Origin of the sequence: Streptococcus sp. 3613 (assembly GCF_013277375.1) — a bacterium.
GTDB lineage: Bacteria > Bacillota > Bacilli > Lactobacillales > Streptococcaceae > Streptococcus > Streptococcus pseudopneumoniae.
Genome location: NZ_VMMV01000008.1, coordinates 32,644 through 46,197, shown reverse-complemented (window position 1 = coordinate 46,197; position 13,554 = coordinate 32,644). Strand labels below are relative to the sequence as shown.

10 protein-coding genes are annotated in these 13,554 nt (G+C 40.8%); 8 read left to right on the top strand and 2 right to left on the bottom strand.

Annotated features, from left to right (window positions below; translation table 11 throughout):
- Positions 1–9 precede the first annotated feature (9 nt).
- Positions 10–2,268: a glycogen/starch/alpha-glucan family phosphorylase gene (glgP, locus tag HT708_RS01100; protein WP_119941804.1), complete on the top strand. Its 2,259-nt coding sequence runs from the start codon at positions 10–12 to the stop codon at positions 2,266–2,268.
- 333 nt (positions 2,269–2,601) lie between these two features.
- On the top strand, positions 2,602–2,808 hold the full coding sequence (locus tag HT708_RS12295) for a hypothetical protein (RefSeq protein WP_000265678.1): 207 nt from the start codon (positions 2,602–2,604) through the stop codon (positions 2,806–2,808).
- Positions 2,809–3,160: 352 nt separating this feature from the next.
- Here the strand turns inward: HT708_RS12295 and HT708_RS01095 are convergent, their stop codons facing one another.
- Positions 3,161–4,009, bottom strand: a complete 849-nt coding sequence (locus tag HT708_RS01095) for a putative RNA methyltransferase (RefSeq protein ID WP_001024685.1) — start codon at positions 4,007–4,009, stop codon at positions 3,161–3,163.
- A gap of 150 nt (positions 4,010–4,159) precedes the next feature.
- Here HT708_RS01095 and HT708_RS01090 point away from each other — a divergent pair, with 150 nt between their 5' ends.
- Positions 4,160–4,438, top strand: coding sequence for a DUF6110 family protein (locus HT708_RS01090; protein ID WP_000910909.1), 279 nt, complete (start codon positions 4,160–4,162; stop codon positions 4,436–4,438).
- Between the two features lies 1 nt (position 4,439).
- Positions 4,440–6,500, top strand: a complete 2,061-nt coding sequence (locus HT708_RS01085) for a heavy metal translocating P-type ATPase (RefSeq protein WP_172925878.1) — start codon at positions 4,440–4,442, stop codon at positions 6,498–6,500.
- A gap of 77 nt (positions 6,501–6,577) precedes the next feature.
- On the opposite strand, the gene tyrS is transcribed toward HT708_RS01085, so the two are convergent.
- Positions 6,578–7,834 carry a tyrosine--tRNA ligase gene (gene tyrS, locus HT708_RS01080; protein WP_000546884.1) on the bottom strand — a complete coding sequence of 419 codons (1,257 nt, stop codon included), beginning with the start codon at positions 7,832–7,834 and terminating at the stop codon, positions 6,578–6,580.
- Between the two features lie 141 nt (positions 7,835–7,975).
- On the opposite strand from tyrS, the gene pbp1b reads away from it, so the two are divergent.
- The 4 genes from pbp1b (at position 7,976) to HT708_RS01060 (ending at position 13,545) form a co-directional block, all read left to right on the top strand.
- The gene (pbp1b, locus tag HT708_RS01075) at positions 7,976–10,441 is read left to right on the top strand and encodes a penicillin-binding protein PBP1B (RefSeq protein WP_172925877.1); all 2,466 of its coding nucleotides are present in this window, start codon (positions 7,976–7,978) and stop codon (positions 10,439–10,441) included.
- A gap of 64 nt (positions 10,442–10,505) precedes the next feature.
- Positions 10,506–11,417, top strand: coding sequence for a DMT family transporter (locus HT708_RS01070; protein ID WP_055349653.1), 912 nt, complete (start codon positions 10,506–10,508; stop codon positions 11,415–11,417).
- A 230-nt stretch (positions 11,418–11,647) separates the two neighbouring features.
- Positions 11,648–12,346 carry a 2,3,4,5-tetrahydropyridine-2,6-dicarboxylate N-acetyltransferase gene (dapD, locus tag HT708_RS01065; RefSeq protein WP_000127477.1) on the top strand — a complete coding sequence of 233 codons (699 nt, stop codon included), beginning with the start codon at positions 11,648–11,650 and terminating at the stop codon, positions 12,344–12,346.
- A 68-nt stretch (positions 12,347–12,414) separates the two neighbouring features.
- On the top strand, positions 12,415–13,545 hold the full coding sequence (locus tag HT708_RS01060; RefSeq protein WP_054392633.1) for an N-acetyldiaminopimelate deacetylase: 1,131 nt from the start codon (positions 12,415–12,417) through the stop codon (positions 13,543–13,545).
- Positions 13,546–13,554 lie beyond the last annotated feature (9 nt).

Sequence of the window (13,554 nt, the reverse complement as noted above, 5' to 3'; positions counted from 1 at the left end):
ATCTTAAACATGTTATCACTACAAGAATTTGTACAAAATCGTTACAATAAAACCATTGCAGAATGTAGCAATGAAGAGCTTTACCTTGCCCTTCTTAACTACAGCAAGCTTGCAAGTAGCCAAAAACCAGTTAACACTGGTAAGAAAAAAGTTTACTACATCTCAGCTGAGTTCTTGATTGGTAAACTCTTGTCAAACAACTTGATTAACCTTGGTCTTTACGACGATGTCAAAAAAGAACTTGCAGCTGCAGGTAAAGACTTGATCGAAGTTGAAGAAGTTGAATTGGAACCATCTCTTGGTAATGGTGGTTTGGGACGTTTGGCTGCCTGCTTTATCGACTCAATTGCGACTCTTGGTTTGAATGGTGACGGTGTTGGTCTTAATTACCACTTTGGTCTTTTCCAACAAGTTCTTAAAAACAACCAACAAGAAACAATTCCAAATGCATGGTTGACAGAGCAAAACTGGTTGGTTCGCTCAAGCCGTAGCTACCAAGTGCCATTTGCAGACTTTACTTTGACATCAACTCTTTATGATATTGATGTTCCTGGTTACAAGACAGAAACGAAGAACCGCTTGCGTTTGTTTGACTTGGATTCAGTTGATTCTTCTATTATTAAAGACGGTATCAGCTTTGACAAGACAGATATCGCTCGTAACTTGACTCTCTTCCTTTACCCAGATGATAGTGACCGTCAAGGTGAATTGCTCCGTATCTTCCAACAATACTTCATGGTTTCAAACGGTGCGCAATTGATCATCGACGAAGCAATCGAAAAAGGAAGCAACTTGCATGACCTTGCTGACTACGCAGTTGTGCAAATCAACGATACTCACCCATCAATGGTGATTCCTGAATTGATCCGTCTTTTGACTGCACGTGGTATCGAGCTTGACGAAGCAATCTCAATCGTTCGTAGTATGACTGCTTATACTAACCACACAATCCTTGCAGAAGCGCTTGAAAAATGGCCTCTTGAATTCTTGCAAGAAGTGGTTCCTCACTTGGTACCAATCATCGAAGAATTGGACCGTCGTGTGAAAGCAGAATACAAAGATCCAGCTGTTCAAATCATCGATGAGAGCGGACGTGTTCACATGGCTCACATGGATATCCACTACGGATACAGTGTTAACGGAGTAGCAGCACTTCACACTGAAATCTTGAAAAATTCTGAGTTGAAAGCTTTCTACGACCTTTACCCAGAAAAATTCAACAACAAAACAAACGGGATCACTTTCCGTCGTTGGCTCATGCATGCTAACCCAAGATTGTCTCACTACTTGGATGAGATTCTTGGAGATGGTTGGCACCATGAAGCAGATGAGCTTGAAAAACTTTTGTCTTATGAAGACAAAGCAGCTGTCAAAGAAAAATTGGAAAGCATCAAGGCTCACAACAAACGTAAATTGGCTCGTCACTTGAAAGAACACCAAGGTGTGGAAATCAATCCAAACTCTATCTTTGATATCCAAATCAAACGTCTTCACGAGTACAAACGCCAACAAATGAACGCTTTGTACGTAATCCACAAATACCTTGACATCAAAGCTGGTAACATCCCTGCTCGCCCAATTACAATCTTCTTTGGTGGTAAAGCAGCTCCAGCCTACACAATCGCTCAAGACATCATCCACTTGATCCTTTGCATGTCAGAAGTGATTGCTAACGATCCAGCAGTAGCTCCACACTTGCAAGTAGTTATGGTTGAAAACTACAACGTTACTGCAGCAAGCTTCCTTATCCCGGCATGTGATATCTCTGAACAAATCTCACTTGCTTCTAAAGAAGCTTCAGGTACTGGTAACATGAAATTCATGTTGAACGGAGCTTTGACACTTGGTACTATGGACGGTGCTAACGTGGAAATCGCTGAGTTGGTTGGAGAAGAAAACATCTACATCTTCGGTGAAGATTCAGAAACTGTTATCGACCTTTACGCAAAAGCAGCATATAAATCAAGCGAATTCTACGCTCGTGAAGCTATCAAACCATTGGTTGACTTCATCGTTAGTGATGCAGTTCTTGCAGCTGGAAACAAAGAGCGCTTGGAACGTCTTTACAATGAATTGATCAACAAAGACTGGTTCATGACTCTTCTTGATTTGGAAGACTACATCAAAGTCAAAGAGCAAATGCTTGCTGACTACGAAGACCGTGACGCATGGTTGGATAAAGTCATCGTTAACATTTCTAAAGCAGGATTCTTCTCATCTGACCGTACAATCGCTCAGTATAACGAAGATATCTGGCACTTGAACTAATACTCTTCGAAAATCTCTTCAAACCATGTCAGCTTTATCTGCAACCTCAAAGCTGTGCTTTGAGCAACCTGCGGCTAGCTTCCTAGTTTGCTCTTTGATTTTCATTGAGTATAAGATACAAGATTTATACTAATACATTTTGTAAAAAAGCGAGTTTCAATTGAAATTCGCTTTTTTAAATGTTGTGGATTTTAGTCAATCCTGTCTAAAAATAGAGAAATTATAGATACAGTGAAGGCTTTAAATGCTGGTTTTTACTGTCTTCAGCCTTATACCCCTTGTATTCGCTTACATAAAGTATTATAATATAATTGTAGGAAAGAAGGTGTTTTTATGTGGAAAAAATATTTTTCAAAATATAAATGGACGGATTTATTTTGGATTTTATTTGTTATTTTGACCTGCCTCTATATAGGTAACCATGATTTGTTTCCTCTCAATCATCAAGAAATCTCTCTTCGAGGTAGTTTCTGGGGGTCTGTACTTGCCTTATATCACTTGCTATTTATTGATAAGTTTGTTATCTCGAATCGAAAATAAATATGAGGTATATGCCTGACTGGCTACTTTTAATATTGATTTTGGAGGAAGATTTTGTCTCTATTATTTATTATTTTAAATTTATCTATTTTGTACAAGATTTATTCTTTGAGACGGGAAAAATCGAAATACTTGATTTATACGGCCTATATCATATTTGGGGTAAATGTACTATATGGTATTCAATGGTTATTAAAAGAACTGATTTCAACTATTTCCACTTAATATGTATGGAAACTCCAGTGATTTTTGCATAACAAAACGCATAAGATTAAGGTTTGAGTACCTGTTCTTATGCGTTTTTGTAATATTGAAGATTTTCGGTAAGTTTTATACCTTTGGGAAGTCTAGTTTAGAATGCTTTCCCAACCAGAATCTCAGCCTCAATAGTAATCTCTGTCAGTTGGCTCCAGTCAATCTTGCTCTGGTCAACGTGAAAGAGGAGAGGAGTCATACTGAGTAGGGCTTGGAGTTGTTCTACTGTGATAGTCTTAGTCAGAGAGGCAGTTTGGTTAGATAGGATGGTAAAGTGTTCTTGGAAATGATTTTTGATATTTTGGTTGGAATAGTCCTTGTTTGTCAGCTGGTCTTGTACCTTCTGACGGATTTCCTTGAGGTGATTTTCAGTTGGGATAACCTTGATCAAGATACCGTCTTTGGATAAAACGCGACGAAATTCTCCATAGTTGGCAGGTGAAAAGATATCTAGTAGGATATCCATGCTGGTGTCTTTTATAGGAAGACGAGCCAAGTCACCAACGAACCAATTGACTGCCCAGTTGGGTTCACTTTTAGCAGCGATTTGGACTGAATCTTTGGAGATGTCAAAGGCATAGAAAGTTTTTTCAGAGTGACTTTCTTGTAGTTTGCGAGAATAGAATCCTTCACCACAACCGATATCCAAAATTGTTGTGGTTGTTTTTGAGCTTGCAAGCAAGTCAGATACAGCATCTAAGATAGCTTGGTAAAAGCCGACTTCTAGGATTTGTTGACGGTTTTGAAAATTTTCCTTGTCATAGTTAGCAGATTGCTTGATTTGAGGTGCTAGATTGACATAGCCAAATTTCGCCAAGTCAAAAGAATGACGGTTGCAGCATTTGAGACTGCTCTCTACCAGAGTCAGATTTTCTTGGCAGATAGGACAGGCAAAGGCAGCCGCAGAAGCAAAACGCTGGAGTTTAGGTTTGAGGTTTATATTCATAGTTTAAGTGTATCAAAAGAGGTAAATGAAAGCAACTTTAGGATGATTTGTAATAGAATTAAATAGTAGTATAATTACTTTTCAAAGTACCAAAATTAAATTGCTTTTATATCTAAATTGCTATATAATAATAGCTAGGAGGAAATAAGTATGTTAAAAGAAGTATTAACCGTTGCAAAAGTTGCGAAAAAATCATCACTCTTTTTGGGTGGTGTCGCATTTGGTACCCTTGGTTTGAAAATCTTGGCAAGTAAGGAAGCTAAAAAAGGTTATTCTAAAGCTTTGGCTAAGGCTTACAAGTTGAAAGACGAGCTAGATGCATCTGTTTCTGTTGTGAAGCAACATGGAGACGATGTCTTGCAAGATGCCAAATATTTGTACGAGCAAGAGAAAAAAGAAGAGCAATTAGATAGCCTTATAGGAGAATAATATGTCTTTTAAAGTGCTACATAGAGGATACCAACATATCCGACTATCATCTTCTTTTTCACTCACCTTGGATATTCAAGACTATCTTCGTTCCTTGGCGAGAGATGAAAAGGGGATTGAGTCTATCCAGTTTTACATGGATCAACAGCACTTTACTCTACGCATAAAAGAAGGCTTTTCTGTATTAGATAATGCAGAAGCCTTTTTAAAAAGAATTGATAAAGGGAAAGTTTCTGAGTTGATGACTCTTCCCATTCGTAGAGAAGAGAGTGCTTATTCTATTGTTTCAGGTGCAGCGGTTAAGCGTGTACTTTTTCGTAGTTTTGTGCCGTATCCTATTCGCTATATATGGACTTGTTATCAGGCTTTGGGTTATATTAGAGAAGCCTATCAAACACTAGCGCGTAAGGAACTAACGATGGAGGTCTTGGACTGTTCGGCGATTTTATTGTCCTTGTTTATGAACCAATCCAAGACAGCTAGCAATATCATGTTTATGCTTGATTTGGGGAATCATTTAGATCAGTGGTCCTTGAAAAAAACTGCAACGGATTTAGAACAGAGTCTTCTTGCAAAAGAAAGTGATGTATTCTTAGTGCAGGGCGATACGGTCGTTAGTATCAAGAGTTCCGATGTTCAAATAGGAGATGTCTTGGTCCTATCTCAAGGAAATGAAATTCTGTTTGATGGACAAGTAGTTTCAGGTTTAGGTATGGTCAACGAAAGTTCCTTGACAGGAGAGAGTTTTCCAGTTGAAAAAAGAGAGTCTGATTTGGTTTGTGCAAATACAGTATTAGAAACTGGAGAGTTACGCATTCGTGTAACCGATAATCAGATGAACAGCCGAATTTTACAACTGATTGAGTTGATGAAGAAATCTGAAGAAAACAAGAAAACGAAACAACGCTATTTCATCAAGATGGCGGACAAGGTCGTCAAATATAATTTCTTGGGGGCTGGGCTAACTTACCTATTAACAGCTTCTTTTTCTAAGGCTATTTCTTTTCTATTGGTCGATTTCTCCTGCGCTTTGAAAATCTCTACTCCTGTAGCTTATTTGACAGCTATTAAGGAGGGGTTGAATCGTGAGATGGTAATTAAGGATGGAGATGTTCTGGAGAAATATCTGGAAGTTGATACTTTCTTGTTTGATAAGACAGGAACAATCACAACTAGTTATCCTATAGTTGAAAAGGTGTTACCTTTTGGAGACTATAGTGAGGAAGATATTCTCAGAATCAGTGCCTGTCTTGAGGAACACATTTATCATCCTATTGCTAATGCCATCGTCAAGCAAGCTGAGATAGAGGGGATTGAACATGAGGAAATGCATGGGAAACTCCAATATATCGCAAGCAAGGGAATTAAGTCCCATATCGATGGTCAACCAGTTCTTATTGGAAATTATGTCTTGATGCAGGATGAGCAAATTCATATCAGTTCAGAACAAAATGCTTTAATTGAAGAGTACAAGAGTCACTACAATCTCTTATTCTTAGCCTACCAGAATGAATTGATTGGAATGTTCTGCATTCATACTCCTTTGAGAAAAGAAGCAAAAGCAGCCTTGGAGAAACTTAAGGCACAAGGGAAAAAATTGATTCTGGCAACAGGGGACACCTTGGTTAGAACAGAGGCATTAGTCAAAGATTTGCCCTTTGATCAGGTCTATACAGACTTGAAACCTGATGGAAAATTTGAGTTAGTAGAGGAACTACAGAAAGCAGGTCACACTATTTTGATGGTTGGAGATGGATTGAATGACTCAGCGGCTCTAACCCTATCAGATATCGGTGTGGTGATGAATGAGAGTGCAGATATTTCTAAGCAGATGAGTGATATCTTATTGTTAGATAATCGTTTGGATTTCTTCCAAGAGTTGGATTGGCTATCATCATCTTTGCAAACACTCATCAAGAAGAATATTCAAGATACCGTTGTCGTAAATAGTAGTTTGATTGGCTTTGGCTTGTTTAATTGGCTCAGTCCTTCAAATCTTTCTATCTTACATAATCTAACAACCTTACGTATTGTACTGCGTAGCCTGTCTATTAAGGGATAGGTGGGGACTATTAACAGCAAAAAGGAGTTACCTTTCTCGAGGGTAACTCCTTTTTTTATAGGTAAATGTTGAACAATTTAGTAAGTTAATACAAAGTATTTTTTCTTTCCACGACGGATAACAGTCAGTTCATTCTCTAACTTATCTGCGTCACTCAAGACATAGTCAAGGTCTTGGATACGGTCGCCGTTGACGTAGATAGCTCCGTTTTGGACATCTTCACGGGCTTGGCGTTTTGAGTTAACCACACCAGATGACACGAGCAGTTCCACGATATTGTGGTTTTCGTCTGCTTGAACTTGGTAGTTTGGCACACCACGAAGTCCTTGTTTAAGTTCTTTAACAGAAAGGTTTTTGATGTTTCCTGCAAAGAGCTGCTCAGTGATGTTGAGGGCTTCTTTGTAGGCTTCTTCGCCGTGAACAAGTGTAACGACTTCACGAGCCAAGACTTTTTGAGCCAAGCGTTCGTGTGGCGCTGCTTCAAATTGTTTACGAATGTCTTCAATCTCATCAAGTGACAAGAAAGTAAAGATCTTCAAGAAGCGAACAGCGTCAGCGTCCATAACATTCATCCAGAATTGGTACATTTCGTATGGAGAGGTCTTTTCAGGATTGAGCCAGACTGCGTTTCCTTCTGATTTACCAAACTTCTTACCAGTTGCATCTGTGATAAGCGGAACTGTGATAACGTGTCCAGTCTTGTCAGCTTTACGACGAAGCAATTCGGTACCAGCTGTCATATTTCCCCACTGGTCAGAACCACCGATTTGAAGAGTGACATTATGGTCTTGGTTAAGGACGAAGAAGTCGTACCCTTGCATGATTTGGTAAGCGAACTCAGTGTAAGAAATCCCTGTTTCAATCCGTTTTTTCACAGACTCCTTACTCATCATGTAGTTGACAGTGAAGTATTTTCCAATATCACGGAGGAAGTCAATGAAGCTGATGCTGCCAAACCAGTCGTAGTTGTTGACCATGACAGCCTTGTTTTCCCCATTTTCAAAGTCAAGAAAACGAGAAAGTTGTCCTTGGATAGACTTGACCCAGCCATCTACTGTGTCTTTTGTTTGGAGACTACGTTCAGCATCTTTGAAGGACGGATCTCCGATGAGACCTGTAGCACCGCCAACGAGCGCATAAGGTTTGTGACCTGCTAGTTGCAAGCGACGACTTGTCAAGATTGCGACAAGATGGCCTAGGTGAAGGCTGTCAGCAGTTGGATCGTAGCCAGTATAATAAGAAACTTGACCTTCTTCTAGGGCTTTACGCAAAGCTTCTTCATCAGTCGTTTGAAAAATCAAACCACGCTCTTTTAGCTCATCAAAAATGTGCATGTGTCTTTTCTCCTTTTTAAAATTATTGTTTCTAACTATTGTATCACAAACTTGGGCAATAGCCTAGCAGAATAGGGAAGAAAGTGGCTATTTTATTGAAAGTTTCCCTTTTGTGGTATAATAGATAGAGTGAGGAAGTCCATGCAAAATCAATTAAATGAATTAAAACGAAAAATGCTGGAATTTTTCCAGCAAAAACAAAAACATAAAAAATCAGCTAGACCTGGAAAGAAAGGTTCGAGTACCAAAAAATCTAAAACCTTAGATAGGCCAGCCATTTTTCCAGCTATTTTACTGAGTATAAAAGCCTTATTTAACTTACTCTTTGTGCTTGGTTTTCTAGGAGGAATGTTGGGAGCCGGGATTGCTTTGGGGTACGGAGTGGCCTTATTTGACAAGGTTCGGGTGCCTCAGACAGAAGAATTGGTACATCAGGTCAAGGACATCTCTTCTATTTCAGAGATTACCTATGCGGATGGGACGGTAATTGCTTCCATAGAGAGTGATTTGTTGCGCACTTCTATCTCATCTGAGCAAATTTCGGAAAATCTGAAGAAGGCTATCATTGCGACGGAAGACGAACACTTTAAAGAACATAAGGGTGTAGTACCCAAGGCGGTGATTCGTGCGACCTTGGGGAAATTTGTAGGTTTGGGTTCCTCTAGTGGGGGTTCAACCTTGACCCAGCAACTGATTAAACAGCAGGTGGTTGGGGATGCGCCGACCTTGGCTCGTAAGGCGACAGAGATTGTGGATGCTCTTGCCTTGGAACGCGCCATGAATAAAGATGAGATTTTAACGACCTATCTCAATGTGGCTCCCTTTGGCCGAAATAATAAGGGGCAGAATATTGCAGGAGCTCAGCAGGCGGCTGAGGGGATTTTCGGTGTCGATGCCAGTCAGTTGACTGTTCCTCAAGCAGCATTTTTAGCAGGACTTCCACAGAGTCCCATTACTTACTCTCCTTATGAAAATACTGGGGAGTTGAAGAGTGATGAAGACCTAGAAATTGGCTTAAGACGGGCTAAGGCAGTTCTTTACAGTATGTATCGTACAGGTGCCTTAAGCAAGGACGAGTATTCTCAGTACAAGGATTATGACCTTAAACAGGACTTTTTACCATCGGGCACGGTCACAGGAATTTCACGAGACTATTTATACTTTACAACTTTGGCAGAAGCTCAAGAACGTATGTATGACTATCTAGCTCAGAGAGACAATGTCTCCACTAAGGAATTGAAAAATGAGGCAACTCAGAAGTTTTATCGTGATTTGGCAGCCAAGGAAATTGAAAATGGTGGTTATAAGATTACTACTACCATAGACCAGAAAATTCATTCTGCCATGCAAAATGCGGTTGCTGACTATGGCTATCTTTTAGACGATGGAACAGGTCGTGTAGAAGTAGGAAATGTCTTGATGGACAACCAAACAGGTGCTATTCTAGGCTTTGTAGGTGGTCGTAATTATCAAGAAAATCAAAATAATCATGCCTTTGATACCAAACGCTCACCAGCTTCTACTACCAAGCCTTTGCTGGCCTACGGTATTGCTATTGATCAGGGCTTGATGGGAAGCGAAACGATTCTATCTAACTATCCAACAAACTTTGCTAATGGTAATCCGATTATGTATGCTAATAGCAAGGGAACAGGAATGATGACCTTGGGAGAAGCTCTGAACTATTCATGGAATATCCCTGCTTACTGGACCTATCGTATGCTCCGTGAAAAGGGTGTTGATGTCAAGGGTTATATGGAAAAGATGGGTTACGAGATTCCTGAGTACGGTATTGAGAGCCTGCCAATGGGTGGTGGTATTGAAGTCACAGTTGCCCAGCATACTAATGGCTATCAGACCCTAGCTAATAACGGAGTTTATCATCAGAAACATGTGATTTCTAAAATTGAAGCAGCAGATGGTAGAGTGGTGTATGAGTATCAGGATAAACCAGTTCAAGTCTATTCAAAAGCTACTGCGACAATTATGCAGGGCTTGCTGCGAGAAGTTCTATCCTCTCGTGTGACAACAACCTTCAAGACGAATCTGACTGTTTTAAATCCTACTCTGGCTAATGCAGATTGGATTGGGAAGACTGGTACAACCAACCAAGACGAAAATATGTGGCTCATGCTTTCGACACCTAGATTAACCCTAGGTGGCTGGATTGGGCATGATGATAATCATTCATTGTCACGTAGAGCAGGTTATTCCAATAACTCTAATTACATGGCTCATCTGGTAAATGCGATTCAGCAAGCCTCACCAAGCATTTGGGGGAACGAGCGCTTTACTTTAGATCCTAGTGTAGTGAAATCGGAAGTCTTGAAATCAACAGGTCAAAAACCAGGGAAGGTTTCTGTTGAAGGAAAAGAAGTAGAGGTCACAGGTTCGACTGTTACCAGCTATTGGGCTAATAAGGCAGGAGCGCCAACGACCAGTTATCGCTTTGCTATTGGTGGAAGTGATGCGGATTATCAGAATGCTTGGTCTAGCATTGTGGGGAGTCTACCAACTCCATCAAGTTCCAGCAGTTCAAGTAGTAGTTCTAGCGATAACAGTAACTCAAGTACTACACGACCTTCTTCTTCAAGGGCGAGACGATAATTCTCTAAATGAAGTGGCCAATCAATGGATTGCCACTTTTTTCCTTTCGTGTTACAATAAGGGTATGAATCAGTATCAGAAAAAGATTGTTAACGGAAAAATTTATTCGCTCCTATCCGGCTTAATATGGGGAATCTGTGGAATTTTAGGAGAGTACTTCTTTACTCATTATCAGGTGTCTTCGGGCTGGATTACCTCTATGCGTTTGACACTGGCAGGGAGTCTTGTACTCATTTGGTCTGCAATACAATTAAAATCGCAAGTGCTAGATATTTGGCGAGATAAGAAAAATTACCTGCCCTTTTTGGCCTACGCTATTTTAGGGATTTTTTCAGTCCAGTATTTTTTCTATCTCTGTGTAGAATACTCAAATGCAGCGACAGCGACTATTTTACAGTTTATCAGTCCTGTCTTTATCCTCTTTTACAATCGCTTGGTTTATCAAAAACGAGCGTCAAAAAGTGCTATTTTCTATGTTTTGATTGCTATGCTGGGTGTTTGCTTGATGGCGACAAAGGGAGATCTCTCTCAGTTATCCATGACACCACTAGCCCTTGTGACGGGCTTACTGAGTGCTATGGGTGTTATGTTTAATGTTATCTTGCCCCAGCCTTTTGCGAAGCGCTATGGTTTTGTTCCTACGGTTGGGTGGGGGATGATTTTGGCAGGTTTATTTAGCAATGTTCTCTCGCCAGTGCATCAGCTTTCCTTTACTCTTGATATTTGGAGTATCTTGATTTGTCTCATTATCGCTTTCTTTGGGACGGCTTTTGCTTTTTTTATTTCCATGAAGGCGGTGTCCTTGGTTTCTCCTTTGGTGGTTTCCGTTATCAGTGCCAGTGAACCTCTCTCTTCTGCTCTCTTGAGTGTTTTGTTCTTAGGCCTGGTAGTGGATTGGTCACTCCTTCTAGCTATGGCCTTGATTATTTTACCCATGATATTTTTGTCTATAGAAGAAGCGAAAGAAAGTAGATAAAAAGTCTTTTCTTAATTCTAAAAGTGTGCTATACTAGAATAGTCAATAAAACACGGGGAGATAGTTGTGAAGAGTGTTTTTAGGTTGTATCGGTAGGGGTTTGCTTTTACCGACAGCACGTTTTATCTCACATCCCTAAAAAATCATACCTAAAAACAGACAAAAAGGCTTCAAATTTGAGGCTTTTTTTGGTAGAATAGTTATCATTATAAAGAATGAGAGGTTTTTTTATGACTGCTACAAAAATGAATGCTCAAGAAATTATCCAATTTATCGCTAATGCTGAGAAGAAAACCAGTGTGAAAGTAACTTTTGAGGGACAACTCGCAACTGCTGTACCTAGCTCGGTTGTTAGACTAGGGAATGTTTTATTTGGAGACTGGAAGGACGTGGCTCCGCTTCTCAATGGTTTGGTAGAAAATCAAGACTATGTTGTTGAGCAAGATGCTCGCAATTCTGCAGTTCCTTTGCTAGATAAACGTGCTATCAACGCTCGTATCGAGCCAGGCGCTATTATCCGTGACCAGGTAGAAATTGGTGACAATGCTGTTATCATGATGGGAGCTGTTATCAATATCGGTGCTGAAATCGGTGCAGGAACCATGATTGACATGGGGGCTATCCTTGGTGGCCGTGCCATCGTTGGGAAAAATAGCCACGTTGGTGCAGGTGCAGTTTTAGCAGGTGTGATTGAGCCAGCTAGCGCAGAACCAGTCCGTGTTGGAGACAATGTTCTTATCGGTGCCAATGCAGTGGTTATTGAAGGAGTCCAAATCGGTAGTGGTTCAGTTGTCGCAGCAGGAGCTATCGTTACCCAAGATGTTCCAGAAAATGTAGTAGTAGCAGGTGTTCCAGCTCGAATTATCAAAGAGATTGATGCCCAAACTCAACAAAAAACAGCGCTAGAGGATGCGCTTCGTACCTTGTAATTTGTAAAAGAAAAATAGAGGCGGGACCCTTTTTCCAGCCTCTTTCTGCTATATAGGAGGATAGATAGATGTTAGATTTGATTCAGACTAGACGAGATTTGCACCAGATTCCAGAGATTGGCTTGGAGGAGTTCAAGACTCATGCTTATTTGCTAGATGTGATTGAGAAATTGACTGCGGGCAAGAATTTTGTTCAAGTTCGTACTTGGCGGACAGGGATTTTGGTTTATTTGCAGGGAAGTCAGCCAGAGCGTACCATTGGTTGGAGAACAGATATTGATGGCCTGCCTATCGTCGAACAAACAGGCCTTCCTTTTGCTTCTCAGCATCAAGGTCGCATGCATGCTTGTGGACATGATTTTCATATGACTATTGCCTTAGGCTGTCTAGAGCGCGCCCTTGAGGAGCAACCAAAGAACAATCTGCTCTTTCTGTTTCAACCTGCTGAAGAAAATGAAGCTGGTGGCATGCTTATGTATGAGGATGGCGCTTTTGGAGACTGGTTGCCAGACCAGTTTTATGGGCTCCATGTGCGACCAGATCTGAAGGTTGGACAGATTGCGACCAATACTCATACACTCTTTGCAGGGACCTGTGAGGTGAAGATTCGTTTCAAAGGCAAAGGTGGCCACGCAGCTTTTCCTCATGAAGCTAATGACGCCTTGGTGGCGGCTAGTTACTTTGTGACCCAGGTGCAGTCAGTTGTCAGCCGCAATGTCAACCCAATAGAGGGAGCAGTGGTGACCTTTGGTCTTTTCCAAGCTGGAACAACCAACAATGTCATCACAGACACAGCCTTTTTACATGGAACTATTCGGGCCTTGACTCAGGACATGAGTCTCTTGGTACAAAAGCGGGTCAAAACAGTTGCAGAAGGAGTTGCAGCTGCCTTTGATATGGAAGTCGAAGTGGAACTCAAACAAGGTGGATACCTACCTGTTGAGAACCATCCAGCCTTGGCGCGTGAACTAATGGACTTTTTTGAAGAGAAAGACGGAATTGAGTTGATTGATATCGAGCCTGCTATGACAGGCGAGGACTTTGGTTATCTCCTTTCAAAGGTTGATGGCGTGATGTTTTGGCTGGGTATCGATAGTCCCTACGCCCTTCATCACCCTCAGATGGCTCCTAAGGAAGAAGCATTAGCTATTGGGGTGGATGCGGTCTCTAGTTTCCTGAAAAAGAAGGCAGCAGAGTAGAGGGGTTGT